25 protein-coding genes are annotated in these 24,852 nt (G+C 61.5%); 13 read left to right on the top strand and 12 right to left on the bottom strand.

Annotated features, from left to right (window positions below; all coding sequences use genetic code 11):
- Positions 1-3 precede the first annotated feature (3 nt).
- The gene (locus QA646_RS15620) at positions 4-1,359 is read right to left on the bottom strand and encodes an Nramp family divalent metal transporter (RefSeq protein ID WP_283056330.1); all 1,356 of its coding nucleotides are present in this window, start codon (positions 1,357-1,359) and stop codon (positions 4-6) included.
- 203 nt (positions 1,360-1,562) lie between these two features.
- On the opposite strand from QA646_RS15620, the gene mntR reads away from it, so the two are divergent.
- A complete protein-coding gene (gene mntR / locus QA646_RS15615; protein ID WP_283056329.1) occupies positions 1,563-2,018 on the top strand; it encodes a manganese-binding transcriptional regulator MntR in 456 nt (151 codons plus the stop codon).
- A gap of 16 nt (positions 2,019-2,034) precedes the next feature.
- Here mntR and QA646_RS15610 read toward each other — a convergent pair whose 3' ends face one another.
- Positions 2,035-2,784 (bottom strand): tryptophan 2,3-dioxygenase family protein, encoded by a 750-nt coding sequence (locus tag QA646_RS15610; RefSeq protein WP_283056328.1) that lies wholly within the window; start codon positions 2,782-2,784, stop codon positions 2,035-2,037.
- Positions 2,785-2,932: 148 nt separating this feature from the next.
- Here QA646_RS15610 and QA646_RS15605 point away from each other — a divergent pair, with 148 nt between their 5' ends.
- Positions 2,933-3,409 carry an Lrp/AsnC family transcriptional regulator gene (locus tag QA646_RS15605; RefSeq protein WP_283056327.1) on the top strand — a complete coding sequence of 159 codons (477 nt, stop codon included), beginning with the start codon at positions 2,933-2,935 and terminating at the stop codon, positions 3,407-3,409.
- A gap of 58 nt (positions 3,410-3,467) precedes the next feature.
- Here QA646_RS15605 and QA646_RS15600 read toward each other — a convergent pair whose 3' ends face one another.
- The 4 genes from QA646_RS15600 to QA646_RS15585 all read right to left on the bottom strand — a co-directional run bounded on the left by QA646_RS15600 (position 3,468) and on the right by QA646_RS15585 (position 6,286).
- Entirely contained in the window at positions 3,468-3,728 is a 261-nt protein-coding gene (locus QA646_RS15600) for a hypothetical protein (protein ID WP_283056326.1), read from the bottom strand.
- Between the two features lie 107 nt (positions 3,729-3,835).
- On the bottom strand, positions 3,836-4,612 hold the full coding sequence (locus QA646_RS15595; protein WP_283056325.1) for a molybdopterin-binding protein: 777 nt from the start codon (positions 4,610-4,612) through the stop codon (positions 3,836-3,838).
- Complete coding sequence (locus QA646_RS15590) at positions 4,609-5,466, bottom strand: cytochrome b/b6 domain-containing protein (protein WP_283056324.1); 858 nt, start codon at positions 5,464-5,466, stop codon at positions 4,609-4,611. The genes QA646_RS15595 and QA646_RS15590 overlap by 4 nt, the downstream gene beginning before the upstream one ends.
- Before the next feature lie 235 nt (positions 5,467-5,701).
- Positions 5,702-6,286 carry a TetR/AcrR family transcriptional regulator gene (locus tag QA646_RS15585; RefSeq protein ID WP_283056323.1) on the bottom strand — a complete coding sequence of 195 codons (585 nt, stop codon included), beginning with the start codon at positions 6,284-6,286 and terminating at the stop codon, positions 5,702-5,704.
- Positions 6,287-6,465: 179 nt separating this feature from the next.
- On the opposite strand from QA646_RS15585, the gene QA646_RS15580 reads away from it, so the two are divergent.
- On the top strand, positions 6,466-6,618 hold the full coding sequence (locus QA646_RS15580; RefSeq protein ID WP_283056322.1) for a hypothetical protein: 153 nt from the start codon (positions 6,466-6,468) through the stop codon (positions 6,616-6,618).
- A gap of 21 nt (positions 6,619-6,639) precedes the next feature.
- On the opposite strand, the gene hutC is transcribed toward QA646_RS15580, so the two are convergent.
- Together hutC and QA646_RS15570 are read right to left on the bottom strand one after the other, a co-directional pair.
- Positions 6,640-7,359 carry a histidine utilization repressor gene (hutC, locus tag QA646_RS15575; protein WP_283056321.1) on the bottom strand — a complete coding sequence of 240 codons (720 nt, stop codon included), beginning with the start codon at positions 7,357-7,359 and terminating at the stop codon, positions 6,640-6,642.
- An 83-nt stretch (positions 7,360-7,442) separates the two neighbouring features.
- A complete protein-coding gene (locus QA646_RS15570) occupies positions 7,443-8,786 on the bottom strand; it encodes a formimidoylglutamate deiminase (RefSeq protein WP_283056320.1) in 1,344 nt (447 codons plus the stop codon).
- 101 nt (positions 8,787-8,887) lie between these two features.
- Here QA646_RS15570 and hutI point away from each other — a divergent pair, with 101 nt between their 5' ends.
- The 7 genes from hutI (at position 8,888) to QA646_RS15535 (ending at position 16,725) form a co-directional block, all read left to right on the top strand.
- Positions 8,888-10,144, top strand: coding sequence for an imidazolonepropionase (hutI, locus tag QA646_RS15565; protein WP_283056319.1), 1,257 nt, complete (start codon positions 8,888-8,890; stop codon positions 10,142-10,144).
- Positions 10,141-11,676 carry a histidine ammonia-lyase gene (gene hutH, locus QA646_RS15560; RefSeq protein ID WP_283056318.1) on the top strand — a complete coding sequence of 512 codons (1,536 nt, stop codon included), beginning with the start codon at positions 10,141-10,143 and terminating at the stop codon, positions 11,674-11,676. Before hutI ends, hutH begins: the two co-directional genes overlap by 4 nt.
- 1 nt (position 11,677) lies before the next feature.
- Positions 11,678-13,363, top strand: coding sequence for a urocanate hydratase (gene hutU / locus QA646_RS15555; protein WP_283056316.1), 1,686 nt, complete (start codon positions 11,678-11,680; stop codon positions 13,361-13,363).
- A 1-nt stretch (position 13,364) separates the two neighbouring features.
- Positions 13,365-13,928, top strand: coding sequence for a HutD family protein (locus QA646_RS15550; RefSeq protein ID WP_283056315.1), 564 nt, complete (start codon positions 13,365-13,367; stop codon positions 13,926-13,928).
- 78 nt (positions 13,929-14,006) lie between these two features.
- On the top strand, positions 14,007-14,669 hold the full coding sequence (locus tag QA646_RS15545) for a sulfite oxidase-like oxidoreductase (protein WP_283056314.1): 663 nt from the start codon (positions 14,007-14,009) through the stop codon (positions 14,667-14,669).
- Between the two features lie 208 nt (positions 14,670-14,877).
- Positions 14,878-16,323 (top strand): MFS transporter, encoded by a 1,446-nt coding sequence (locus tag QA646_RS15540; protein WP_283056313.1) that lies wholly within the window; start codon positions 14,878-14,880, stop codon positions 16,321-16,323.
- A 96-nt stretch (positions 16,324-16,419) separates the two neighbouring features.
- Positions 16,420-16,725, top strand: a complete 306-nt coding sequence (locus QA646_RS15535) for a hypothetical protein (protein ID WP_283056312.1) — start codon at positions 16,420-16,422, stop codon at positions 16,723-16,725.
- A gap of 21 nt (positions 16,726-16,746) precedes the next feature.
- Here QA646_RS15535 and QA646_RS15530 read toward each other — a convergent pair whose 3' ends face one another.
- A complete protein-coding gene (locus QA646_RS15530) occupies positions 16,747-17,142 on the bottom strand; it encodes a type II toxin-antitoxin system VapC family toxin (protein WP_283056311.1) in 396 nt (131 codons plus the stop codon).
- Positions 17,142-17,369: a type II toxin-antitoxin system VapB family antitoxin gene (locus tag QA646_RS15525; RefSeq protein ID WP_283056310.1), complete on the bottom strand. Its 228-nt coding sequence runs from the start codon at positions 17,367-17,369 to the stop codon at positions 17,142-17,144. Before QA646_RS15525 ends, QA646_RS15530 begins: the two co-directional genes overlap by 1 nt.
- Before the next feature lie 190 nt (positions 17,370-17,559).
- Here QA646_RS15525 and QA646_RS15520 point away from each other — a divergent pair, with 190 nt between their 5' ends.
- The gene (locus QA646_RS15520; RefSeq protein WP_283056309.1) at positions 17,560-18,750 is read left to right on the top strand and encodes an acetyl-CoA C-acyltransferase; all 1,191 of its coding nucleotides are present in this window, start codon (positions 17,560-17,562) and stop codon (positions 18,748-18,750) included.
- A 249-nt stretch (positions 18,751-18,999) separates the two neighbouring features.
- Here QA646_RS15520 and cueR read toward each other — a convergent pair whose 3' ends face one another.
- Both cueR and QA646_RS15510 read right to left on the bottom strand, forming a co-directional pair.
- A complete protein-coding gene (gene cueR, locus QA646_RS15515; protein WP_283056308.1) occupies positions 19,000-19,386 on the bottom strand; it encodes a Cu(I)-responsive transcriptional regulator in 387 nt (128 codons plus the stop codon).
- 73 nt (positions 19,387-19,459) lie between these two features.
- Complete coding sequence (locus tag QA646_RS15510; protein WP_283056307.1) at positions 19,460-21,985, bottom strand: heavy metal translocating P-type ATPase; 2,526 nt, start codon at positions 21,983-21,985, stop codon at positions 19,460-19,462.
- A gap of 171 nt (positions 21,986-22,156) precedes the next feature.
- On the opposite strand from QA646_RS15510, the gene QA646_RS15505 reads away from it, so the two are divergent.
- Both QA646_RS15505 and QA646_RS15500 read left to right on the top strand, forming a co-directional pair.
- Positions 22,157-23,260 (top strand): RHE_PE00001 family protein, encoded by a 1,104-nt coding sequence (locus QA646_RS15505; RefSeq protein WP_283056306.1) that lies wholly within the window; start codon positions 22,157-22,159, stop codon positions 23,258-23,260.
- Between the two features lie 97 nt (positions 23,261-23,357).
- The gene (locus QA646_RS15500; RefSeq protein WP_283056305.1) at positions 23,358-24,521 is read left to right on the top strand and encodes an amidase; all 1,164 of its coding nucleotides are present in this window, start codon (positions 23,358-23,360) and stop codon (positions 24,519-24,521) included.
- Positions 24,522-24,852 lie beyond the last annotated feature (331 nt).

Raw genomic sequence — 24,852 nt, 5'->3', positions numbered from 1 at the left:
TCGTCAACCGATGATGGTGTCGTAAAGCAGCTTGAAATTCAGCGCCAGAATGACGCCCGCAACCAACCAGGAGAGGATGGCAATACTCCTCGAAACGGTGAATCTGCCCATTTTTCCGCGGTCTGTGACGAATTGAACGAGCGGAATGACGGCAAAGGGCAGTTGCATGGAGAGGATAACCTGGCTCAGGACGAGCAAATCTGCAGTGCCTTTTTCACCATAAAATGCGGTAACAAAAACAACTGGAATAATTGCGAGACCACGCGTCAAAAGCCGCCTTGCCCAGTGCGGAATGCGCAGGCGCAGGAAACCTTCCATGACGATCTGGCCGGCGAGCGTCGCCGTGACGGTGGAATTGAGACCAGAAGCAAGAAGCGCCACGGCAAACAGCGTCGAGGCAATGCCAAGGCCGAGGAGCGGCGACAGCAGTTCGAAAGCCTGTCCGATTTCGGCGACATCCGAATGCCCGCTGTTGTGGAAAGCGACGGCCGCGACGATCAGAATGGAAGCATTGACGAAAAGTGCCAGCATTAAGGCAATGGTGCTGTCGGTCGTCGCCCATTTGATCGCATCGCGGCGGCCCTCGTCGGTGCGCTTATAGGCGCGGGTCTGCACGATCGAGGAATGCAGGTAGAGGTTATGCGGCATGACGGTCGCGCCGATGATGCCCATCGCGATGTAAAGCATCTCGTGATTGGTGACGATCTCGGGCGACGGGATGAAACCATTGAGGATAGCAGCGACCGGAGGAGCGGCGGCGGCGATCTGGATGGCGAAACAGGTGGCGATGACAACGAGAAGCGCGATGACGAAAGCCTCCAGGAAGCGGAAGCCCTTGTTCATCAGGAGCAGCAGCAAGAAGGCATCGAGCGCGGTGATCAGCGCGCCGCCGATCAAGGGAATACCAAAGAGCAATTGCAGCGCGATCGCCGTGCCGATGACCTCGGCGAGATCGCAGGCGATGATGGCAAGTTCGCAGGCAAACCACAGGGCCAGATTGACCGGCCTCGAATAATGGTCGCGGCAGGCCTGCGCTAGATCGCGGCCGGTGACGATGCCGAGCCGGGCGGCGAGTGCTTGCAGCAGGATCGCCATCAGATTGGACAGCATGATGACTGCAAGCAGCGTGTAGCCGAATTGCGCGCCGCCGGCGAGATCGGTCGCCCAGTTGCCGGGGTCCATATAGCCGACGGAAACCATGTAGCCCGGTCCGAGGAAGGCGATCAGCCGCCGGACCCAGGTGCCGGTGTGCGGAACATGAACTGTGGCATTGACTTCCGGGAGGCTCGGCCGCGCATCTTCATCGGGATGGGCAAATTTCCATGCAGGCGGTGCGGCTGCTTCCTGAATCTGCGTCATGCGGGGCTCCGGAATGGTCTATCACATGACTAAATAAATATGCCCGATATCAACATTATGCAATAGGCTATATTTTATAGTATCGGCATTGCAATGGCGCGATCACGCTGCCGCCCACAAAAATCATCATCCGCTTTCAAGATTGAAGCCGGTGCTATAAAGATAAAAGCGAGTTTATCAGTATCTCGGGGGAGCCGAACGCATTGCCGAAGAGAAAACCGCCGATCCATCGGGACGAACCGCTGCCGGATGCCGAGACGCATTCGGAGGGTTTCCGGCATACGCGGGAGGCCACCCGTGGCGCTCTGGTGGAAGACTATGTCGAGCTGATCGCCGATCTCATCGATGACGGCAACGAGGCGCGGCAGGTGGATATTGCCGCAAGGCTCGGCGTGTCGCAGCCGACGGTCGCCAAGATGCTGGCACGGCTCTGCGAAGATGGGCTCGTATCGCGGCGGCCCTATCGCGGCGTTTTCCTGACGGAGGCGGGCAGCAAGATCGCCCAGGACATCCGCGCCCGCCATCAGACGGTCGAAGCGTTCCTGCGGTGGCTCGGCGTTAGCGCCGAGACGGCGCGGATCGACGCCGAAGGCATGGAACATCACGTGAGCGCCGAAACGCTGAAAGCATTCCGCCGCACCATGCAGCGCGAGGGATGATCGGGGGTCGCGATCCTTATTCCGCCGCGTCGTGCTTGGAAATGGAATCGCGCACCACCCCATATTGGCTGCCCCAGCGGTCGGTCATCTCGGCACGGATATCCCAGAGATCAGGGAAGAAGCGATGGTGGGCGCCGGCCTGCAACAACTCCACCGGCCGGCCTTTGAGGGATTTCGAGCCGAGACCGATCGAGCGCTGGATCAGGTAGATATGATTGGCGCGGAATTTCTGGAAGAGCTCATCGAACTCCGCCAGCGCTTCGGCGACGACATAGCTGTCGCCGTGGTCGTATTTGCCGTCATAGATATCCTCGACCGTCAATCCCGGTGCGTCGAGGTAATGGGCCTTGAAGGCCCGCCAGAGATCCGGCGGCAGCCGCAGCAGGAACTTGAATCCGGGCGATTCCTGGCCGCTGCCATTGCCGAGCTGCAGGCGGATCTGCTGATATTCCTTCGGCGACATGGTTTCGAGCAGATCGAGCTGCGCCGTCATCATCCGCATCAGCCGATGAACGCGGCCCATCAGCGTCACCACGCGATGGGTATTGTTTTCCTCGATGAGGGCGATCACATCGACCAGCGTGTAGGCGATGAGCTTCATCCAGAGCTCCTCCACCTGATGGACGATCTGGAACTGCAGCTCGTCACCGTTGACCATCTCGTTTAACGGCTTCTGACAGGCGAGCAGCTTGTCGCATTGCAGGTAAACGCCATAGTCGCGCATGTCCGGCTTCTCGATGTGCGCGTAATAGTCTTTCTTCTGCATCCTCGTTCCCTTTGTCCCGGCCTTTGCCGCTGGCATGTCCGCCCTTTTGGAAGGATACGAAGTTTTCACTTGAACATTGTTCCTGATTGTCATTCAAAATCGGCAATTGGGAGTACGAATGGCTTCAAATGCGACAATGGAGAGAATGATGGACTTGGACGCGCTCGACCACAAAATCGTCTCCGCTCTGGAAGCCGATGCCCGCATCTCCTTTGCCGCGCTTGCCGATCGGGTCGGTCTCAGCAAGACGCCGTGCTGGAAACGGGTGAAGGCGCTGGAAGAGGCCGGTGTGATCCGAGGTTACCGGACTATTCTCGACCCGGCGCAGCTCGGCTTCGGTCTGGAAGCTTTCGTGCAAGTGTCGATCGACGTCGAGCGCTTCGATGCCTTCGAAGCCGCTGTGCGCTGCCATCCGCTGATCTGGCGCTGCCACGCGACGACGGGCGAGGCCGATTATCTCCTGCACATACTGGCCGCCGACATGGCTGCGCTCGACCGGCTGCTGCGCCAGGAATTGAACCGGCTGCCCGGCGTGCGGCATACGGTAACGTCGATGTCGACGCGAGAGATCAAGTCGGATATTTCGTTTGCCGATGCGGCGCGGCATATCGGGGGTAGCCGCTAACTCAAGGCCCGGAAGTCCGGGCCTCATCCTCCGAATCCACCAAAACGGCGGCGAGCCATTACATCTTGGTCATGCCCTTCTCGGCATTTTCCATGTGGGTCACACAAGTTTTCATCTTGTGCGCCTTCATGGCATCTTTCGCCATATTCACCTGTTTGGTGGCGGCTGTCTTTTTGGCCTGGTCGGTCATTGCATCCACCTTGGTCTGCAAGGCCGAAATGGAAGCATCGTCACATTTCACCGCAGATGCAGCATAGGCGGGCACGACGCCCGCAGCCGCAAACACGGCCGCGATCACAATCGATCTCAGCATGTGCATTTCCTCCGAAAGGGCATAATTGCCCTTCTAACAAACGCATACCCGCCATGAGTGTTCCGGCTTGGAACGGCCTGCGACAAATTGGACCATGCCGAACCGATGCCGGTTCAGATTCCGGCATACCATTCGTAGCCGCGATCCTCCCAGAAGCCGCCTTTGCCGCCCCAGATATCGTCGAACTTGTCGCGGATTTCGATGTGCACCAGGTATTTGGCATGCTTGTAGCCGAGATGGCGCTCGACACGCAGACGTAGCGGCGCGCCATGGGCGACTTCGAGATCCTTGCCGTTCATCGAATAGGCGAGAATCGTCTGCGGATGGAAGGCATCGATCAAGTCGATGCTCTCGTAATAGCGGCCGCTGCCGTCGAGCGTCTGCTCCAACTCGTCGGCGCAGTAGAACACCACATAGCGCGCCCCCGGTTTCATCCCGGCGCTCTGCAGGATGAGGCCGAGCGGTACGCCGGTCCATTTGCCGATGGCGCTCCAACCTTCGACACAGTCATGGCGGGTAATCTGCGTGCGCGACGGTAGTTTCTTCAGGTCGGCCAACGAAAACTCCATCGGCTTGTTGACCATGCCGTCGACCTTCAGCTTCCAGGTGGAAAAGCCATTTTCCACCATCGCGGCATAGTCCTCTGTGCCGGGATTGTCAGTGCCGTTCGAGCGGAAGGTCGGCGAGAGGTCCTTGTCGGTATATTCACGAGCAAGCGTCTGCGGCGAAACGAGCAGGCGTTGCGTGCCCATGGTCAGGTCCTCGGCCAGCGCCAGAACCTTCTGGACGTTCTGGTTCCCGGTGACGTCGTCGCAGCCGGTAAGGCCTACGGCGCCGAGGCCGGCGGCGGAGCCGATGAGGAAGCGGCGGCGGCTGACGAACTTGCTCATGCGTCCTCTCCTTTCGTGCGGATGGCGTATCGGCCGGTCACCATGGAGCGCATGTTGTTCCAGAGGCCCGATAGGATGACCATCGCCACATGGACAAGGACGAAGAGCACAATCGTCCAGGCGGTGATGAAATGGATGCTGCGCGCCGTTTGTCGCCCGCCAAAAATATCGAGCAGGAACGGATAGCCGGCGTCGATCCCGGGCGACATGGTGAGCCCCGTCGCCAGCATCAGCGGCAACAGAATGAAGATGACGATCAGATAGGTGAGTTTTTGCAATGCATTGTAACGTTTTGCCTTCTCGCCTTTCGGGAAGCGAAGGCGGGCATGCTCGACAATCTCATGCCAGAGATTGCGCGGCGAGACTTCGGCACCCGACGGTGCCAGGTCGCGGCGAAAATGGCCGGCAATGAAGCCATAGAGCAGATAGATCAGGCCGTTGAAGACAAAGAGCCAGGCGAAGAAGAAATGCCAGCGCCGGCCGTCGGCCAGATCCTGGTAACTCGGGATCGTCGCCCAGGCGGGAAAAGCGCGGTCGGTCCATTCGCCGTCCTCTTTCGACGCGCCGAGAACGCCGGTCGTCGGAATCGTCAGGTTGCCGATGCGGAAGGTGCCGTAGAGCTGATCGTCGCCATCGGTGGCAGATATCTGCAGCCACGAGGGATCGGCGTTGGCGCCGTACTGGCCCCAATAAAGCGCGGGATGGGCATTGAAAATCTGCATGCCGCTCATCAGCAACAATGAAAGACAGAGCACATTCAGCCAGTGCGTCAGACGGGTGACGATCGAATGCCGGCGAATGTAGATCGTCCGGGGGCGCGCAGGCGGTGCGCCGGTCGCATCGATGTCGGCCATGGCTAGGCTCCTCTCGAAATCTTCAACGAACCCTTTGGAAACCCGGGCTGCATGGTATCACAAACGGCCGGGAAAGTGGCGGCGCTCCATCGGCGACGGAGCCGAACATGGAGCGCTGCGTGGCAGGCCCGCGGCGGGCGGTTGCGGGCGATCCTATCTACCACTCGGTAGCTTCGCCAAGCAAACAAGGGTGAGAGGTGCGTTACCCTTAAAATTCACCAAAAGATCAGTAATTTCAATGGCGAGCTGTCAGTCGATTGAACAGCGGTTCGACAATGGTGGCAAAGACCGCGGGGTCGCCATAAGCTCGCGCCGAGAGCATGGCGCCATGCACGGTCGCCATGAAGGACAGAGCCTCCTCGGCTGCCGGGCGGGGCAAAACGAGACGGCGTTCGGCCGCGCCTCTTTCCATGACGGCGGCAAGCCAACCCGAGAGATCGCGGAAATGGCCGCGCACTTCAGCCGCGACATCGGCCGGCAGCACCGGCAATTCGGCGGCGAGCATGGCGCAGATGCAGAAGGGTGCGGTATTGTCTCTGATGCATGCTTCCCAGAAGCCCGTATAGGTTCGAAGGCGCGCGACTGGATCGGCAATATCGGCGTCGGCTTTAGCGAGGCCCTGGCGCGCCTCCTCCCGATAGCGTGCCACGACGATCCTGACGAGATCGGCTTTGGTCGGAAAATGGTGGTGTATGCTGGCTTTCCGAATGCCGACCTCTGCCGAAATATCGGCGAAGCTGAAGCTGTTGTAGCCGCCGGCGATGATCAGGCCGCGGGCTGATTGGACGATCTCGTCGGCTTTTGTCGAAATATTGCTCATCCGATTTGCCTACCTATCGGTAGGGTGTCTGTCAAGTCCGTGTCCAGACTTCGGTCAGTTCGGGGATTATGGTTGAAACTTTAGTTTTCCGCGCAATGTCTGAGCGCAAAAAAGCTGATTGCCTCAAAATCCCCTTCCTGTAACGTTAGCGTAGGACACCGAAAGATTGGAGAACCGAAATGATCGCGATTCGTCCACTTTTGATCGGCCTTACCCTTGTCCTGGCGCTGGTGCTGATTGCGCTCAGTATCCTGCTGGTCAATCCTGCGAAGCCCATCCGTCAGTCCGACAATCTTATTCCGATGCAGACCGAGCCCGTGCAGCGCCAGTAAACGCTTTCCCGCTCTACGGTTTCAGCTCGACGGCGTGAAGCGTGCCACCAATGTATGACGATCGCCGGGATAGGTTAGGCGGACATGGGTGATCGGCCCAAGGTTGCTCCAGGTGCGTCGTTCGATGACGAGGCAGGCGGTGCCTTTGGCAATGTCCAAGCTTGCGGCGGCATCGCCTTCCGCGGGAACGGCGCGGATCTGGTGTTCGGCCGTGCTCCACGGCACCTGATTGATCAGCCACGGTCCGGGAGGCAATTCGTCGAAATCGACCTGAGCCGCCTCGGGGACGGCATCGAGATTGATGAGGCGGTCTTCGAGACAGAAGGGCCGGCGGCCGGCATAGTGAATGCAGGTGATGTCCAACACCGAGACCGCGCCGGCAAATTGCAGCCGCCGCGCATCGTCGGGACGGCCCTTGCGCTTGGCGCGCTTCACGATCTTATGGGAGTAGGGCAGGTTCAGCGACAGGATTTCCGACTTGATGTCGTGTATTTCCAATACCGCCGATTGCGCCTGCGGCTGCGTGACGAAACTTCCCGAGCGCTTGCGCCGCTCGATCAGTCCAGCCCGGGCAAGCTGCGTCAGCACCTTGTTCACCGTCATGCGCGAACAGTCATATTGTTCTGCCAAAGCAAGCTCGAAGGGTATTCGATGGCCGGGTGGCCAATCGCCGGAAACGATGCGGCTCTCGATATCGCTCAGGATACGCTGATGCAGGGTCGCTTCTTTACCTGTGGTCATGCTGCCGACCGTTTCCTCGTGAGACCTGGATGATCGCCACTGTGTTCATTTAGGATTTCATTGTCGCGAGGAAAAGTGCTTTTTCAACCGATTAGCTCGGTCATTGTGGCGCGGAATCGGGCGGAGATTGTTTGCCTCCGCTTGTGCCGGCCGCCTTCTACCTGCTTGCGGCCCTGCGCCCAGACACAGTCGACCGCGACACCCCCCGCGAACATCCATTGATCGAGAATCTGGTCGCCGGAGAGGTAGGGAACGGCGCTGACGTCGAGGGAGACCACGTCGGCATAACGACCGACAGCGAGCCCTGCTTGTGCCTTCAACGCCGCGCCGCCGCCGGCAATGGCATGGTCGAACAATGCGCGCGCCGTCGAGCCGCCCGATGTGGCGATGACATTGCGGGCTCTCAGCGCCAGGCGTTGAGAATATTCGAGCTGCCGTAGTTCTTCCGGAACGGAGATGAGGATGTTGGAATCGGAACCGATGCCGTAGCGGCCGCCTTCTTCCAGGAACAGCGGCGCCGGAAAAGTTCCGTCGCCGAGATTGGCTTCCGTCACCGGGCAGAGGCCGGCGATCGCGCCGCTTTTCGCCATTCGCTGGGTTTCATCATCGGTCATATGCGTCGCATGGATGAGGCACCAGCGCCCGTCGACGGGAGCGTGGTCGAGTAGCCATTCGACCGGGCGCGCGTCCGACCAGGCGATGCAATCCTCGACTTCCTTCACCTGTTCGGCGACATGGATATGGATCGGCCCATCACCGGCGAGCGTCACGAGTTTTTCCAGCTCATCCGGTGTTACCGCCCGTAGGCTATGCGGGGCAAGGCCGAGTTCGGCGCCCGGCAACCGGCTAACGATCGTCCGGCAGCCGGCCATCAGTGTTTCGAAACGATCGAGCGAATTGATGAAGCGCCGCTGTCCATCGATGGGGACCGCGCCACCGAAGCCGGAATGGGCGTAGAAGACCGGGAGCAGCGTCAAACCGATGCCCGTCTCGGCGCTTGCCGCGCCGATGCGCTCGGCGAGCTCTGCGATATTGGCGTAGAGGCTGCCGTCCTTGTCGTGATGCAGATAATGGAACTCGCCAACGCGGGAAAAGCCGGCTTCCAGCGTCTCCATATAGAGCTGCGCGGCCACCGCCTCGACATGATCGGGTGTCATCGAGAGCGCAAGCTTGTACATGACGGTCCGCCAGCTCCAGAAACTGTCGTTTGCCGGACCTCGGACCTCGGCAAGGCCGGCCATGGCGCGCTGAAAGGCATGGCTGTGGAGATTGGGCATTGCCGGAATCAGAACGTCGTGCCGCTCGTCGCCGGCCTCTGCTGAAACGCCAGCCTGGATGCCGGCAATGCAGCCGTCCTCCAGAACCAGCCGGACATTTTCCCGCCAGCCATCGTGAAGCAGCGCCGAACGTGCATGAAGTTTCGTCATGACCTAGCTCTTTCCTTTTGGATCCGGAATCCAAAATCCCTCTTGTCAGCTCTTTTAATATGTATATACATTATGAGCCCATAAGGAAAGGCGTAAAGCTGATGAGTGGGAATAATTTTTCCAGGGATAGCGTGAGATCCGACGGCAAAAGCCGCCTTTGGCGCAATGCTCGTCTGGCGACCTTGCAAGGGGAACGGCCAGGACTCGGCATCGTCGAGAAGGGTGCGATCCTGACCAGGGGCAGCCGTATCGTTTTCGCTGGCAATGAGAGCGATGCGCCTGAGGCCGGCGATGCCGAAGTCGTCGATCTCGGGGGACGTTGGGTCACGCCTGGTCTCATCGATTGCCACACGCACATCGTTCACGGTGGCAACCGCGCCCGCGAATTCGAGATGCGGCTGCAAGGTGCGAGCTATGAAGAGATCGCCCGCGCCGGCGGCGGCATCGTTTCCTCCGTCAAAGCAACGCGCGCGCTGTCCGTCAATGATCTCATCGCGACCGCCTTGCCGCGCCTCGAGACGCTGCTTGCCGAAGGTGTTACCACGATCGAGGTGAAGTCCGGCTATGGCCTTAGCGTCGAATCCGAATTGAAGATGCTGCAAGCCGCTCGTGCGCTGGAAGATGCCCGCCCGGTCCGCGTCGTCACGTCCTATCTTGCCGCCCATGCGACGCCGGCGGAGTATAAGGGCCGGAACGGCGACTACATTTCCGACGTCGTTTTGCCGGGTCTGGAGCAGGCGCATTCAAGGGGTCTGGCCGACGCCGTCGATGGCTTCTGTGAGGGGATTGCCTTTTCGCCGGCTGAGATCGCCCGCGTCTTCGATCGCGCCAAGGCGCTTGGCATCCCGGTGAAACTGCATGCCGAGCAGCTTTCCAATCTCGGCGGCGCCAAGCTTGCCGCCTCCTATAGCGCCCTTTCCGCCGATCATCTCGAATATCTCGACGAGGACGGCGTGAAGGCGATGGCTGCGGCCGGCACGGTCGCCGTTATCCTGCCCGGTGCCTTCTACGCCATCCATGAAAAGCAGAAGCCGCCGGTCAAGGCGCTGCGCGAGGCAGGTGTTGCGATCGCCATCGCCACCGATTGCAATCCCGGCACCTCGCCGCTGACCTCGATGCTGCTGACGATGAACATGGCGGCAACGCTTTTCGGCCTGACTGTCGAGGAATGCATCGCGGGTGCTACCCGTGAAGGTGCCCGGGCTCTCGGTCTGCTTGCCAAGACCGGCACGCTGGAGGCCGGCAAATCAGCCGATTTCGCCATCTGGAACATCGAAAGCCCTGCCGAGCTTGTCTATCGCATCGGCTTCAACCCGCTCCATGCCCGCGTCTTCAAGGGAGAAAAATTCGACCGATGACCGTCACACTCCATCCTGGCTCCGTCTCGCTGAAACAATTGGCCGCGATCTATTGGACCGGCGAGCCCGCCAAGCTCGACGCCTCCTTCGATGCCGGCATTCTCAAAGCCGCTGCACGTATCGCCGAGATCGCCGCCGGCAATGCGCCGGTCTATGGCATTAACACCGGCTTCGGCAAACTGGCCTCCATCAAGATAGACAGCGCCGATGTCGCCACTTTGCAGCGCAATCTCATTCTCTCGCATTGCTGCGGCGTCGGCCAGCCGCTGCCGGAGAATGTCGTTCGCCTGATCATGTCGCTGAAGCTGATCTCGCTCGGCCGCGGCGCTTCCGGCGTGCGGCTGGAACTGGTGCGGCTGATCGAGGCGATGCTTGAAAAGGGCGTCGTACCCGTCATCCCCGAGAAAGGTTCCGTCGGCGCTTCCGGTGATCTGGCGCCGCTCGCGCATATGACCGCCGTCATGATGGGGCATGGCGAAGCCTTTTATGCCGGCGAACGGCTGGATAGTGCTGCTGCGCTGAAAAAGGCCGGGCTGACGCCGGTCGTGCTTGCCGCCAAGGAAGGCCTTGCGTTGATCAACGGCACGCAAGTCTCGACCGCACTCGCACTTGCTGGCCTCTTCCGCGCCCATCGCGCTGCGCAGGCTGCTCTCATCACCGGCGCGATGTCGACCGATGCCGCCATGGGCTCTTCCGCGCCGTTCCATCCCGATATCCACACGCTGCGCGGCCACAAGGGTCAGATCGATACCGCCGCTGCCCTTCGCGGCCTGCTTGCCGGTTCTGTGATCCGCCAAAGCCATATCGAGGGCGACGAGCGCGTTCAGGATCCCTACTGCATCCGCTGCCAGCCGCAGGTCGACGGCGCGTGCCTGGATCTCTTGCGCTCGGCCGGCCGCACGCTTGAAATCGAGGCCAATGCGGTCACCGATAATCCGCTTGTCCTGTCGGACAATTCCGTGGTGTCCGGCGGCAATTTCCATGCCGAACCGGTGGCTTTCGCCGCCGATCAGATCGCGATCGCTGTCTGCGAGATCGGCGCGATCTCGCAGCGCCGCATCGCGCTGCTGGTCGATCCGGCACTGAGCTACGGCTTGCCGGCTTTCCTCGCCAAGAAGCCCGGTCTGAACTCCGGGCTGATGATTGCCGAGGTGACTTCCGCCGCGTTGATGTCGGAGAATAAGCAGATGTCGCATCCGGCTTCCGTCGATTCGACGCCCACCTCCGCCAATCAGGAAGACCATGTATCCATGGCCTGCCATGGCGCGCGGCGGCTTCTGCCAATGACCGACAATCTCTTCGGCATTGTCGGCATCGAGGCGCTGACGGCGGCGCAGGGCGTCGAGCTGCGCGCGCCGCTGACCACCAGTCCCGAACTGACCCTTGCCATCGCGACCATCCGCGCCGCAGCACCTACGCTGGATGAAGACCGCTACATGGCAAACGACCTCAAGGCCGCCAGCGACCTCGTTGCTTCCGGCGTACTTAACGCATCCGTATCCGCCGGCATCCTGCCCTCTCTGGAGATATGACATGACCAACCCACGCCATAATATCCGCGAAGTCCGCGCACCTCGCGGCCCGGAGCTCAGCGCCAAGAGCTGGATGACCGAAGCGCCGTTGCGCATGCTAATGAACAACCTCGACCCGGACGTCGCGGAAAACCCGAACGAGCTGGTCGTCTATGGCGGCATCGGCCGCGCCGCCCGCACCTGGGACGATTTTGACCGCATCGCTGCGACGTTGAAGACCTTGACTGAGGACGAGACGCTGCTGGTGCAGTCCGGCAAGCCGGTCGGTGTGTTCCGCACGCACAAGGACGCGCCGCGCGTGCTGATCGCCAATTCCAACCTCGTGCCGCATTGGGCGACCTGGGATCACTTCAACGAGCTCGATAAGAAGGGCCTTGCCATGTACGGCCAAATGACGGCCGGCTCGTGGATTTATATCGGCACGCAGGGCATCGTGCAGGGCACCTACGAAACCTTCGTCGAGGCCGGTCGCCAGCATTACAATGGCAATCTCAGGGGCAAGTGGATCCTGACCGGCGGCCTCGGGGGCATGGGTGGCGCACAGCCGCTGGCGGCTGTCATGGCCGGCGCCTGCTGCCTCGCCGTCGAATCCGACGAAACCCGCATCGATTTCCGCCTGCGCACCCGCTATGTCGACGAGAAGGCATCGAGCCTCGACGAAGCACTTGCCATGATCGACAAGTGGACCAAGGCCGGCGAAGCGAAGTCCGTCGGATTGCTTGGCAATGCCGCCGAAATCTTTCCGGAACTCGTGAAGCGCATGAAGGCCGGCGGCCCGCGCCCCGATATCGTCACCGACCAGACCTCCGCCCACGACCCGCTGAACGGCTACCTGCCGGCGGGTTGGACGGTGGCCGAACACCGAGCCAAGCGCGAGAGCGATCCGAAAGCCGTCGAAGCTGCCGCCCGCGCTTCGATGAAGGTCCATGTCGAAGCCATGGTCGCTTTCTGGGATGCCGGCGTTCCGACGCTCGACTACGGCAACAACATCCGCCAGGTCGCCAAGGACGAAGGTTTCGAAAACGCCTTCGCGTTTCCGGGCTTCGTGCCGGCCTATATCCGACCGCTCTTTTGCCGCGGCATTGGCCCGTTCCGTTGGGCGGCTCTCTCAGGCGATCCGGAAGATATCTATAAGACCGACGCCAAGGTGAAGGAGCTGCTGCCTGATAACAAGCACCTGCACAACTGGCTGGACATGGCGCGCGAGCGCATCGCCTTCCAGGGCCTGCCGGCGCGCATTTGCTGGGTCGGTCTCGGCGATCGCCACCGCCTGGGCCTCGCCTTCAACGAAATGGTCAGGAATGGCGAGCTGAAAGCTCCGGTCGTCATCGGCCGCGACCATCTCGACTCCGGCTCCGTCGCTTCGCCGAACCGCGAAACGGAAGCGATGAAGGATGGCTCGGATGCCGTTTCCGACTGGCCGTTGCTGAACGCGCTGCTCAACACCGCATCGGGCGCCACCTGGGTATCGCTGCACCACGGCGGCGGCGTCGGGATGGGCTTTTCCCAGCACTCCGGCATGGTCATCTGCGCCGACGGCACCGATGATGCGGCCCGTCGTCTGGAGCGCGTTCTCTGGAACGACCCGGCAACCGGTGTCATGCGCCACGCCGATGCCGGCTATGAGATCGCTATCGATTGCGCCAAGGAGCAGGGCCTACGCCTGCCGGCAATCTTGGGGAACTAAAATGAAGCTGCTGCGCGCCAGTGATCACAAGCGCATGCCTTGGAAAAACGGCGGCGGAGAAACAGTGGAAATCGCTGTTTCGCCAGAAGGCGCAGGGCTTGCCGATTTCGACTGGCGTGTCAGCATGGCGACCGTTGCCACGGATGGGCCGTTCTCGGTCTTTCCGGGTATTGATCGCACGCTATCTATTCTCGATGGCGGGGGCATGACTCTCTTCATCGAGGGGCGCGAGCGTGAACGCCTGACTCAAGCAAGCGAGCCGCTATCCTTTGCAGCCGATGCTCCGACCTCGGCGACATTGATTGACGGGACGATCATGGACCTCAACGTGATGACGCGGCGGGGGCGTTTCACGCATTCGGTGCAGCGCATTTCCGTTGACGGTACTGCCGAAGTCACCTTCAAAGGTGGAACCAGCCTTGTTCGTTGCCATCGCGGCGATGCCGAGATCGATGGTACAGCGCTTGCTGGCGGGGATTGCCTGCTTATCTGTAACGACATCGCCACGCAACACTCGATCTCGGGCAAGGCGCAGCTATTTTGTATCGCCATCGAGGCTATATAGTCGGCTATCGATCGCTCTTTGACTTGACACGGACATGCCGCAATTATCCTATTTCTGCGCAGCAGAGAGGATGCCCGCATGAGCGACGATCAGATCCCCGCCGACAGCAAGCTCACTACCTCCAAGCGCCGCTGGGCGGCGGAGGGCAAGTTTCTGACCGGGCGGATCAGCCGGCCGGAAACCGAGCGTTTGCCGCCGGGGCAGCATCTGGTCAAGAACTGGCCGGTGCTCGATCTCGGTCAGCAGCCGCAGGTTTCGCTTTCGAGCTGGCGGCTCGATGTGCTCGGCTTCGTGGAGACGCGGCTCAGTCTCGATTGGGCGGCTTTCCAGGCGATCGAACAAAGCACTCGCGTCAGCGACATTCATTGTGTGACCACCTGGTCGCGGTATGACAACAGGTGGGAAGGGGTTTCGACGCGCGATCTGCTTGATCTCGCCATGCCGACGGCCGAGGCGCATTATGTGCTGCTGACCAGTTATGACGGCTATACCACCAATTTGCCGCTTGCCGATTTTGCTGCCGAAGATGCAATCCTCGCCACCGCCTGGGAGGGTCAGCCGCTGACTCGTGAGCATGGCGGTCCGATGCGTCTTGTCGTGCCGCATCTTTATTTCTGGAAAAGCGCCAAGTGGCTGAACCGCATCGAGCTCATCGGCGCCGACAGGGCCGGCTTCTGGGAGAAGAACGGCTATCACATGTATGGCGATCCCTGGCGGGAGCAGCGCTATTCGGACGATTGACGCCTGCAGGATGCTGCGGGCGGAAGGTGCGACCAAAGGAAAATCCGGCAAAGACCGTGACTTTTTATGTCACCGTACCAATTTTTGATGGCTCGGGCATGGGGTTGCGGCTTTGCAACCAGCGTCCACGGGCGTATTCATTGATCGTATGATTGCTGTCGGGAAACGCGCCCGATCTCCTTGAACGCCATCTCTGAAATTTCATGTCATGACTGTTGCCCGGACCATAGAGCAGCCTTCCGAAGAAAATTTCGGCCGGCAATCCCGCATCATCGCGTTGGTTGTCGCCGTCGCCTTCTTTATGCAGATTTTGGACGGCACGATCGTCACGACCTCGCTGCCGCAGATGGCGGCGACCTTTGGCGTCGAGCCGGTGTCGATGAGCATCGGCATCACGGTCTATCTGCTTACCATGGCCGCCTTCGTGCCGCTGGCGGGCTGGGCCGGCGATCGCTACGGCGCTCGACGGGTGTTCCTGGCGTCGATCACGGTTTTCACGGTGGCATCGCTGTTCTGCGGCCTGTCAGGCAATCTTGTCGAATTCGTCATCGCCCGTGCGGTGCAGGGTGTCGGCAGTGCCCTGATGACCCCGGTCGGCCGCATCATCGTGCTGAAAAATGCCCGGAAGTCCGATCTCGTGCACGCCATTTCGATGATCACTTGGCCGGCGCTGACCGCACCCGTTATCGGCCCTGTACTCGGCAGCTTCATCACCACCTATCTGTCCTGGCATTGGAACTTTCTGATCAATATCCCGATCGGCATCATCGGTCTCGGTCTCGTCCTGCGCTTCGTGCCGGACCAGCGCGAAGAGAAGGTCGCACGGCTCGATCTTACCGGCTTCCTCCAGTCGGCGGCCGGACTGACCTTCCTGCTCGCCGGCCTGGAATTCGTCGTGCAAGGTACGACAGGTCTTGCAGCGAGTGCCGGGTTGATCGCCGCCGGCGTGGCTTTCTCCATCATTGCCACCCGGCATTTCATGAGGGTCGATGCACCCTTGCTCGATCTCTCCGCCTTCAAGGTGCAGACCTTCGCCATGTCGACGCTTTCGGCCGGTACGGCGAGCCGGGTCGCGATCAACGCCACGCCCTTCCTGATCCCGTTACTGTTCCAGGTCGGTTTCGGCCGCACGGCGATCGACGCCGGCACCTATCTGCTGTTCTACTTTGCCGGCAATCTCGGCATGAAGGCGGTCACGACGCAGATGCTGAAAGCCTTCGGCTTTCGCAATGTGCTCGTCGTCAACGGCCTGATCTCATCGGCCAGCATCGGCAGTTGCGGGTTTCTGTCTCCGTCGACGCCGGACCTGCTGATATATTGCCTGCTATTTATTGCTGGCTTGTCGCGTTCCATGAACTTCACGGCGCTGAATACGCTCGGCTTTACCGATATTCATGCCGCACAGCGCAGTTCCGCCTCGACGTTGTCGAGCATGCTGCAGCAGGTTTCGTTGCTGCTCGGCGTGGCTGTCGCTGCCGCCGTTCTCAATCTCTCGCGCACTGTCCATGGAGGCGAAGCACTTTCCCTCATCGATTTCCGCTGGGCGTTCCTGGTCATCGCCCTGATCGGCATCGTCTCGTCGCTTCGTTTCCTCCGCCTGCCGCCGGACGCAGGTGCGGAGGTGTCAAAGCATCGCATCAAGACACGACCATGACTTTCAAATTCTTGCGATATTTGGTCTGCCCGCGCTGTAAATCGGCTTGCCAGCTCCCATATGCATAGAGGTTCAACTCGCGTGGGAGGCAGTCTCATGCTGCTCAAAGCTCTTACTATTTCGGCCCTTGTCATCGGAATGTCCAGCGCCGCCATGGCGGAGCCGGTGCATAAGCATCGAGCCAGGAGCCTCAATGTCGATACGATCCAGGCGGATGTCGGCAATTTCGGCCATTCGAAGGACGCGATCCTCCCCGACGGTACCATCAATACCGATCCTTCCGTGACCGGTCCGATTCGCGCCGGCGATGCGATGACCCGGCTGCAATGCGCTGCTGCGCCGAACTCGGTCGGCGTGCGCTCGAACACATATGCCGCAGGATCGGCCTCGCTTTGCCCCTGACGGCGGTATAGCCAGGACCGTTCAGGCTACCTCAATATCGGTCCGGGCGAACGCGTCGCCCCGGAACAAAAGCGGCTGGCGGTAATAGCGAGCGCAGGCATAGGCCATGCAGTCGTCGAGGCTGAGAGCTGCCGGATGGCGACCCTCGCCATAGCGCTCGTGGGCCTCGATCGCCAGGAAGGCGGCGCGCGGGGGAATTGCTAGAAGCTGGATGTTCATCAACCCTAAAAACGTCCGGACCGCATCACCCGCTTCGCTGATTGTGAGGCCAAGACGGGTAGCAACATTGATCGCCGTTTGAGCGACAGCGACCGGCGACGTCATTCGTATCGTCCCAGCCTGCATGCGGGCGGCAAATTCGCGCGCCTCATCCTCATCGGTCATCATGGCGGCCAGCACCGAAGCATCGATGAACATCAGGCGCCCTCTCCGGGAAGAGGATCTGTCTTTTTGGCGGCTGCCTTCTGTTTCAGGTTACGACAGAAGGTGACGGCGATATCGACAAGCGACGGTTTGGCAAGCTCTTCGTCCAGCGCCTTTTGCAGTGCCAACCGCACGGCTTCGGTTTTCGTGGACGTTTTCGTCAGCGCCTGATAGCGCCGCGCTAATAGGTCTATGGAATCGTCTTTGATGTAGAGAGGCATGGGATATCCAATTACTTAATTACGGATATCCATAAACCACGTCGGTGAGGAGCACAATCATTCCGATAATTCGAGGTTGGGCAATAGCGGGCGCTCCGAGAAAAGCTTCCGACATATTTACATGACGCGCATCATTTAACGTGCTAGCAATAGTCTTGATCACTAAACTTGCAAATTGCGAGGAGCCATCATGTCTGTCACCGATCCTGTCGTCATCGTCTCCGCTACCCGCACGCCGCTTGGTCGTTTCCAGGGAGAATTGTCTCCGTTGCAAGCGCCGGAACTCGGCTCCCATGTCATTCGTGCTGCTTTGGAGCGTGCCGGATTGTCCGCGGAGATGGTGGACGAGGTGCTGTTCGGCTGTGTGCTGCCGGCGGGGCAGGGGCAGGCGCCGGCAAGACAGGCGGCGCGAGGCGCAGGCTTGCCGGATGCCGTCGGCGCCACGACGATCAACAAGGTCTGCGGTTCGGGCATGAAGGCGACCATGCTGGCGCATGATCTGATCCTCGCCGGCTCCGCCTCGATCGCGGTTTCCGGCGGCATGGAGTCGATGTCGAATGCGCCCTATCTGCTCGCCAAGGCGCGGGGCGGCTACCGCCTGGGCCATGACCGCATTTTCGACCACATGATGCTCGACGGTCTGGAAGACGCCTATGAAAAAGGCCGCTCGATGGGCGAATTCGGCGAGATGGCGGTCGAGGCCTATCAGTTCAGCCGCGACGATCAGGATGCCTATGCTGTCGAGACGTTGACGCGTGCGCGCAAGGCGATCGAAACAGGTGCCTTCGAAGCCGAGATCACGCCGATTTCCGTTGCTGCCAAAGGCGGTCCGGTGACGATCGCCAAGGACGAGCATCCGCAGAAGGTCTCGCCGGAAAAGATTCCGACGCTGAAGCCCGCTTTTCGCAAGGACGGTACGATCACTGCTGCCAGCGCCTCGGCCAATGCCGACGGTGCGGCCGCGCTGATCCTTACGCGGCGCTCGATCGCCGAGCGCGAAGGTCTGCCGATCCTCGCCGAGATCAAGGCGCATGCCACCCACGCCCAGGAGCCCGCCTGGTACACGACCGCGCCGATCCCGGCGATCCGCAAGGTCCTGGACAAGACCGGCTGGAAGGTCGGCGATGTCGACCTCTTCGAGATCAACGAAGCCTTCGCCGTCGTCGCCATGGCCGCCGCCAAGGATCTCGGCATCGACCGCGACCGTCTCAACATCAATGGCGGCGCCTGTGCGTTGGGCCACCCCATTGGCGCCACCGGTGCGCGGTTGATCGTGACGCTGTTGCATGCCCTGGAGCGCCAGGGGGCGAGACGGGGTGTCGCCGCCCTCTGCATCGGCGGCGGTGAGGCGACGGCGATTGCGGTGGAGCGGGTGAATTGAGGATAGGGGCGGTGGCCGCCTCGTCCTTCGAGGCCCAGTCGCTTCCGCTGACGCTTCATCGTCTGGGCACCTCAGGATGAGGCGGAGAGGGCGCAGTGGAAGGCGTTAAAACTGCGGCTTGTCCTCTTTCGGCAGGCTCAGGTTAACAAAGGTAGGTCAGGGCAGCGGGCGAGAAGATTAGTCCTCACTCTGAGGTGCGGAGGCCGCAGGCCGGAGCCTCGAAGAGCGAGGGCGGGTGGTTCAGTAGCCTCACCCCTCCGACAGCTCCTCCAAGATCGGGCAATCCGGCCTCTCGTTGCCATGGCAGGCATGCACCAGATGCTCCAGCGTACGGCGTAGCTCGGTCAGCTCGCGGATCTTGCGGTCGATCTCGGTAAGCTTCGAGGTGGCGATTTCCTTGACGTCGGCGCTGGCGCGGCTTTTGTCTTCGTAGAGCGCCAGCAGTTGCCGACACTCGTCGACGGAGAAGCCGAGGCTGCGGGAGCGGTGCAGGAAGCGCAGCTTGTGCACGTCGTCTGGACCGTAGTCGCGATAGCCGTTGTCACCGCGATCGGGGCGGATCAGGCCGATATCCTCGTAATAGCGGATCGTCTTCGCCGGCAGGCCGGAGCGGCCTGATGCTTCGCCGATATTCATGTGATCTCTCCTTACTTCGCTAGAGCGCCGTGCGTTTGCTTGAACGCACAAAGGTCGCTCTAGTCTTTTGAATCTAGGGCATGTTATCCGCCTTCAGGTGGTTCCACCTGAGGGCGGGATGCTCTAGCCTGAGCCGCAGCGCGTTGGTGATGACCGAAACCGAGGACAGGCTCATGGCGGCCGCCGCGATCATCGGCGACAGCAACAGGCCGAAGATCGGGTAGAGCACACCTGCGGCAAGCGGCACGCCGAGGGCATTGTAGCCGAAGGCGAAGGCCAGGTTTTGCTTGATGTTGCGGATCGTGGCTTCCGAAAGGTGCCGCGCCCGGACGATGCCGTTGAGGTCGCCCTTGACCAGGGTGATGCCGGCGCTTTCCATCGCGACATCGGCGCCGGTGCCCATGGCGATGCCGACATCGGCCGCGGCAAGCGCCGGGGCGTCATTGACGCCGTCACCGGCCATGGCGACCACGTTGCCCTTGGCCCGCAGCTCGTCGATCAGCGCCTTCTTGCTTTCTGGCAGCATGTCGGCGCGCACTTCGTCGATGCCGAGATGGGCGGCAACGGCCGTGGCAGTCTTAGCATTGTCGCCGGTCGCCATGATGATTTTCAGGCCGCTGTCGTGCAGCGCCTTGATGGCGGCCGCCGTCGTCGGCTTGATCCGGTCGGCGACAGCGACAATGCCGGCCAACCGATCGTCGACGACGACGAACATCACGGTCTTGCCTTCCCTGCGCAGACGTTCGGTTTCGGCCTGCAGCGCATCGATCGCAATGCCGAGATCGGTCATCATCGCGGCATTGCCGAGAGCGATTGTCGTATCGCCGGCGCGACCCTCCACGCCCTTGCCGGTCTTTGCCGCGAAGCCGGATATATCGACGAGGTTCGCGCCGCGCTCCTGTGCGCCGGCGACAATCGCCTCGGCCAGCGGATGTTCGGAGCCGCGTTCCAGGCTGGCGGCAAGCGAGAGCAGGCGGGCCTCATCCATACCGGCGACAGGGATAATATCGGTCAAGTTCGGTCTGCCTTCGGTCAAGGTGCCGGTCTTGTCGACGATCAGCGCGTCGACCTTGGCGAAGAGCTCCAGCGCCTCGGCGTCGCGCACCAGCACACCCTCCTGCGCGCCTCGGCCGGTTGCGATCATGATCGACATCGGCGTTGCAAGCCCCAATGCGCAAGGGCAAGCGATGATCAGGACGGCGACGGCGGCAAGCAGTGCATGCGCCAACCTCGGCTCCGGTCCGACAAAGGCCCAGACCGCGAAGGCGATGATGGCGGCGACCACGACGGCGGGCACGAAGACGGCGGAAACACGGTCGACCATCGTCTGGATCGGCGCACGGGACCGCTGCGCCTTCGCGACGAGCTCGACAATGCGTGACAGCGTCGTGTCGGCGCCGACCTTTTCGGCAATCATGATCAGCGTGCCGTTCTTGTTGATCGTGCCGCCTGTCAGCGCATCGCCCTCGGCCTTTTCGACCGGCAGCGGTTCGCCGGTGATCATCGATTCGTCGATGGTCGACTGTCCGTCGATGACGGAGCCGTCCACCGGCACGCGCTCGCCGGGGCGCACGCGCAGCCGATCGCCGGTGTGGATGTCATCGACAGGCACATCGGTCTCGCTGCCGTCGGCGCCGATGCGGCGGGCGGTCTTGGGCGCGAGGTCGAGCAGCGCGCGGATTGCCGAGCCGGTGCGCTCGCGCGCCTTCAGCTCCAGCACCTGGCCGACGAAGACCAGGGCGACGATGACCGATGCTGCCTCGAAATAGACAGGCACAGCCTCGCCATGGCCGCGAAAGCTCATCGGGAAAATTCCAGGCGCCAGCGTTGCCGCGAGGCTGTAGAGATAGGCCGTGCCGACGCCGAGGCCGATCAGGGTCCACATGTTGGGGCTGCGGTTGAGAACCGAATTCCACGCGCGGCGGAAGAAGGGCAGGGCAGCCCAGAGCACGACCGGCGTCGCCAGCACCAGCTCGATCCACGTGGCGGCGGGCTCGCCGATCCGGTCGCGCAGGGGCAGGCCGAGCATCGGCCCCATAGCAAGGATCAACAGCGGCAGCGACAGCGCGGCGCTGATCCAGAGGCGGCGGGTGAAATCGACAAGTTCGGGGTTCGGGCCTTCATCGGCGGCCGGTACCCCCATCGGCTCCAGGGCCATGCCGCATTTGGGGCAATCGCCGGGATGGTCGCTGACGACCTCTGGATGCATCGGGCAGGTATAGCGCGTGCCTTTCGGCATCGGCGCCGGCGCCGGCCTGTTGCCATCGAGATAGGCGGTGGGATCGGCCTCGAACTTTGCCTTGCAGCCTGCGGAGCAGAAATAGAATTTCTCGCCCTCATGTTTCAGGAAATGCCGTGCGGTTGAGCGGTCGACATCCATGCCGCAGACAGGGTCTTTGGCCGTCAGATAGTTTTCAGGCGTTGCTTCGAATTTGTTGCGGCAACCTTCGCTGCAGAAGTGGACAGTATGGCCGCGATAATCCAATGACGGCTTGCCGGCCTTGGGATCGACAGTCATACCGCAGACGGGATCGCGGATGACCGCATCCTGCGGCGCATCGTGATGATGATGATGGTCGTGTTCGTCGTGCAATGCCATGGGAACTCCAGCGCCCGGAAGCGGACTTTGGATAAACTTATGAACCTTCCTGTAACTGGAAGGTCAAGGGAAAAATGGTAAGCGCCGTCCACAATTGAAAGAGGCTACTTCCTATCCCGGCGCCGTCAGGGATGTTAACTTCCGTTAGATCGAATCAATCATGTGATTCCAATGCGATATGATCTTGCCACCCTGCCGCTGACGACGCTTCTGCCCGCGATGACGAGGGCGGAGGATATGCTGGCGCGGCTGGATGAGCGGGTCTTGCGGCATGTGGTGAGCAACGGTTTTCGCGAGCGCGGACATTTTTTCGATGCGGTCGGCGCGCTCTGGGTCGGCGGCGAACTGGTGCATGTCGAGGATCTGGTGCTGCATGATGCGCATGTGGATGCCCGCGCGCCGACACATGAGTTGACCATCGCCCATGCCGTTCTGCGCGCCCGGCGGCGGCTATGGAGCGCCGAGCCGGACTGGGGGCTGGGAATGGCCGGTCTTGCCGCCCTGCGCGGCGATGTCGGCGATGCCGAGGAGACCGCCACTGCGCGCCCCATCTCCGTCGAGAGGGCGGACGCAGAAGAGGATGATGATGACGAGGATGATTTCGGCATGGATTTTGCCGAGATCGATGCCATCATCGCGCGCTCCGGCCAGGTGCTGGATGGAAAGATTCCAGACGCCAAGGTCGTGACCGCGGACGACCCGCTCGGCCTGATCCGCGATCAGGATTGGGACGAAAACGAGCGACTGGAGACCTGGCGCGCCATCATCCATCAGGCCGATCTCCTGCCGCCGGCTTTCGGTGCTGCCGTGCTGTTCGATGCCTGGGAGCGGATCGAGCCACTGCGCCGGCAGCATTGGCTGGGCAGCCTGCTCGTCAGTGCCTATCTTCGCAGCCGCGGCAAGGTCACGTCACACCTCTTCTGCCTCAATACCGGCCTGAAGTCCGTCCAGCGTGAGCGCCGCCGCTCGCCTGACGGCATGACGCGGCTGACCGCTTTTCTCGAAGCCATGGCACTATCGGCCGAAGCGGGTCTGAAGGAGCTCGATCGCCTGTCGCTCGCCAAGATACAGATGGAGGGGCGGCTGAAGAATCGGCGGTCGAACAGCAGCCTGCCTGGCGTCATCGAGATCGTTCTTTCGCGGCCTATCGTCTCCGCTAACATGGTTGCCCGCCATGTCGGCGTCACCTCCCGCGGTGCGCTCAATCTGGTGGCCGAACTCGGCGTGCGCGAGATGACCGGACGCGGGCGTTATCGCGGCTGGGGTATCCTTTAGTGCAGTGAGCTCTAGATTGCTCATCTGAAGGTGGCGCCGTTGTCCGCGCGGCGGAATGCGGCTAGCCTGGTGTTCCTATCTTCCCGGAAGTGCACTCATGCCCCTGATCGATACCGCCAATGCCTTCATCGAGCTTTTCGCGCAGCCGGTTCGCGCCGTGGATAGCGGCTCGCTGGCCGGGCTGACCTTTGCCGCCAAGGACAATATCGATGTCGAAGGGCGGATCACCGGCAATGGCAATCCGGTCTGGCGGCGTGCGCATGGCCCGGCGGCAGCGCATGCCCCCATCGTCGCCCGTCTGCTGTCCGAGGGAGCGGTGCTTGCCGGCAAGACGCATATGGATGAGTTTGCCTACAGCCTGATGGGCACCAACACGCATTATGGCACGCCGCTGAACAGTGCTGCGCCCGATCGCGTGCCCGGCGGCTCCTCCTCCGGTTCGGCTTCGGCTGTTGGTGCCGGCCTCGTGGATTTCGCGCTGGGAACGGATACGGGCGGCTCGGTGCGGCTGCCGGCCTCCTTCAACGGCATTTTCGGCATGCGACCCAGTCATGGGGCGATCGACATGGGCGGCGTGGTGCCGCTCGGGCCGGGTTTCGATACGCTCGGCTGGTTCGCCCGCGATGCCGGAACACTGGTTCGCGTCGGCCGTGCGCTCGGTCTTGCCGGCAAGGCGGAATTTTCGGTCGCCTGGCTGCCTTCCGATATCTGGACCGGCGTCGATCCGGGGCTTGCCGCCTTGCTGCGGCCGGCGGCGGAAAAGATCGCGTCGCGGTTCGGCAAAACCGTTACCGATCCGCTGCCGATCGTCGGGCCGGAAGAACGATCCGAGGTCTATCGCTTCTGGCAGGGCTATGATGCATGGAAAGCGCTGGGCGGCTGGGTCAAGGCACATGATGCCGAACTCGGCCCGGATATCGCCTCGCGTTTCGCCGCGGCCCGATCCGTCAGCGATGAGATCTTTGCTAGGGTGGATTCCACTCGCCGCGAGATTGCCGGAGCCATGGACGCAGCCCTTGCCGGCGGTCTGGTGATGATCATCCCGACCGCCCCTGGCCCCGCTCCCTACAAGGATTCATCGCGGGAGATATTCGAAGTCTACCGCCAGCAGGCCCTTGGCCTCCTCTCCATCGCCGGCCACGCCAGCCTGCCGCAGATTTCCATGCCGGCCGGCAAGATGGATGGCGGACCGGTAGGGCTGTCAGTCATTGGCCGCCGCAACAGCGACGGCGGGCTTCTGGAGCTGCTGGAAGGGCTGTGAGGCCCGTCCCGGCGGTCCTGTCGGCTGCAGGACGATCAGCCCGCCTGATACACCCCATTTATCGGCACTCACACCTCTGGCGAAAGGCACCGGCGGCGAAGCTCTGGCGGAAAGAGCGCCGGCTCGAACCATAAGCTTTGCCCAGAGTTTGTAAGACAGCGAGGACGTGTTTTGCCGCTTCCTTACTTACAACCACAACCCTGGTTTTCGTCCAATGTAACAGTTTGTTGCGCTAAGCCACACAAAAATGGACAAAATTTAATGGCCATACCAAATTCCTTAACGGCGAGCTGCAAGCTAAAGTCGCGCCTGTATCGCACTGGCAGATCAT

The organism is Rhizobium sp. CB3090 (assembly GCF_029714285.1).
Lineage (GTDB): Bacteria > Pseudomonadota > Alphaproteobacteria > Rhizobiales > Rhizobiaceae > Rhizobium.
The sequence above is the reverse complement of the archived record's forward strand: the minus strand, read 5'-3'. Positions and strand labels throughout refer to the sequence as shown.

Coding starts and splice junctions, on each gene's coding strand:
- QA646_RS15620 (WP_283056330.1), bottom strand. CDS start 1,359: ATGACGCAGATTCAGGAAGCAGCCGCACCGCCTGCATGGAAATTTGCC.
- QA646_RS15610 (WP_283056328.1), bottom strand. CDS start 2,784: ATGCAGAAGAAAGACTATTACGCGCACATCGAGAAGCCGGACATGCGC.
- QA646_RS15605 (WP_283056327.1), top strand. CDS start 2,933: ATGGACTTGGACGCGCTCGACCACAAAATCGTCTCCGCTCTGGAAGCC.
- QA646_RS15600 (WP_283056326.1), bottom strand. CDS start 3,728: ATGCACATGCTGAGATCGATTGTGATCGCGGCCGTGTTTGCGGCTGCG.
- QA646_RS15595 (WP_283056325.1), bottom strand. CDS start 4,612: ATGAGCAAGTTCGTCAGCCGCCGCCGCTTCCTCATCGGCTCCGCCGCC.
- QA646_RS15590 (WP_283056324.1), bottom strand. CDS start 5,466: ATGGCCGACATCGATGCGACCGGCGCACCGCCTGCGCGCCCCCGGACG.
- QA646_RS15585 (WP_283056323.1), bottom strand. CDS start 6,286: ATGAGCAATATTTCGACAAAAGCCGACGAGATCGTCCAATCAGCCCGC.
- QA646_RS15580 (WP_283056322.1), top strand. CDS start 6,466: ATGATCGCGATTCGTCCACTTTTGATCGGCCTTACCCTTGTCCTGGCG.
- hutC (WP_283056321.1), bottom strand. CDS start 7,359: ATGACCACAGGTAAAGAAGCGACCCTGCATCAGCGTATCCTGAGCGAT.
- QA646_RS15570 (WP_283056320.1), bottom strand. CDS start 8,786: ATGACGAAACTTCATGCACGTTCGGCGCTGCTTCACGATGGCTGGCGG.
- hutI (WP_283056319.1), top strand. CDS start 8,888: ATGAGTGGGAATAATTTTTCCAGGGATAGCGTGAGATCCGACGGCAAA.
- hutH (WP_283056318.1), top strand. CDS start 10,141: ATGACCGTCACACTCCATCCTGGCTCCGTCTCGCTGAAACAATTGGCC.
- hutU (WP_283056316.1), top strand. CDS start 11,678: ATGACCAACCCACGCCATAATATCCGCGAAGTCCGCGCACCTCGCGGC.
- QA646_RS15550 (WP_283056315.1), top strand. CDS start 13,365: ATGAAGCTGCTGCGCGCCAGTGATCACAAGCGCATGCCTTGGAAAAAC.
- QA646_RS15545 (WP_283056314.1), top strand. CDS start 14,007: ATGAGCGACGATCAGATCCCCGCCGACAGCAAGCTCACTACCTCCAAG.
- QA646_RS15540 (WP_283056313.1), top strand. CDS start 14,878: ATGACTGTTGCCCGGACCATAGAGCAGCCTTCCGAAGAAAATTTCGGC.
- QA646_RS15535 (WP_283056312.1), top strand. CDS start 16,420: ATGCTGCTCAAAGCTCTTACTATTTCGGCCCTTGTCATCGGAATGTCC.
- QA646_RS15530 (WP_283056311.1), bottom strand. CDS start 17,142: ATGTTCATCGATGCTTCGGTGCTGGCCGCCATGATGACCGATGAGGAT.
- QA646_RS15525 (WP_283056310.1), bottom strand. CDS start 17,369: ATGCCTCTCTACATCAAAGACGATTCCATAGACCTATTAGCGCGGCGC.
- QA646_RS15520 (WP_283056309.1), top strand. CDS start 17,560: ATGTCTGTCACCGATCCTGTCGTCATCGTCTCCGCTACCCGCACGCCG.
- cueR (WP_283056308.1), bottom strand. CDS start 19,386: ATGAATATCGGCGAAGCATCAGGCCGCTCCGGCCTGCCGGCGAAGACG.
- QA646_RS15510 (WP_283056307.1), bottom strand. CDS start 21,985: ATGGCATTGCACGACGAACACGACCATCATCATCATCACGATGCGCCG.
- QA646_RS15505 (WP_283056306.1), top strand. CDS start 22,157: ATGCGATATGATCTTGCCACCCTGCCGCTGACGACGCTTCTGCCCGCG.
- QA646_RS15500 (WP_283056305.1), top strand. CDS start 23,358: ATGCCCCTGATCGATACCGCCAATGCCTTCATCGAGCTTTTCGCGCAG.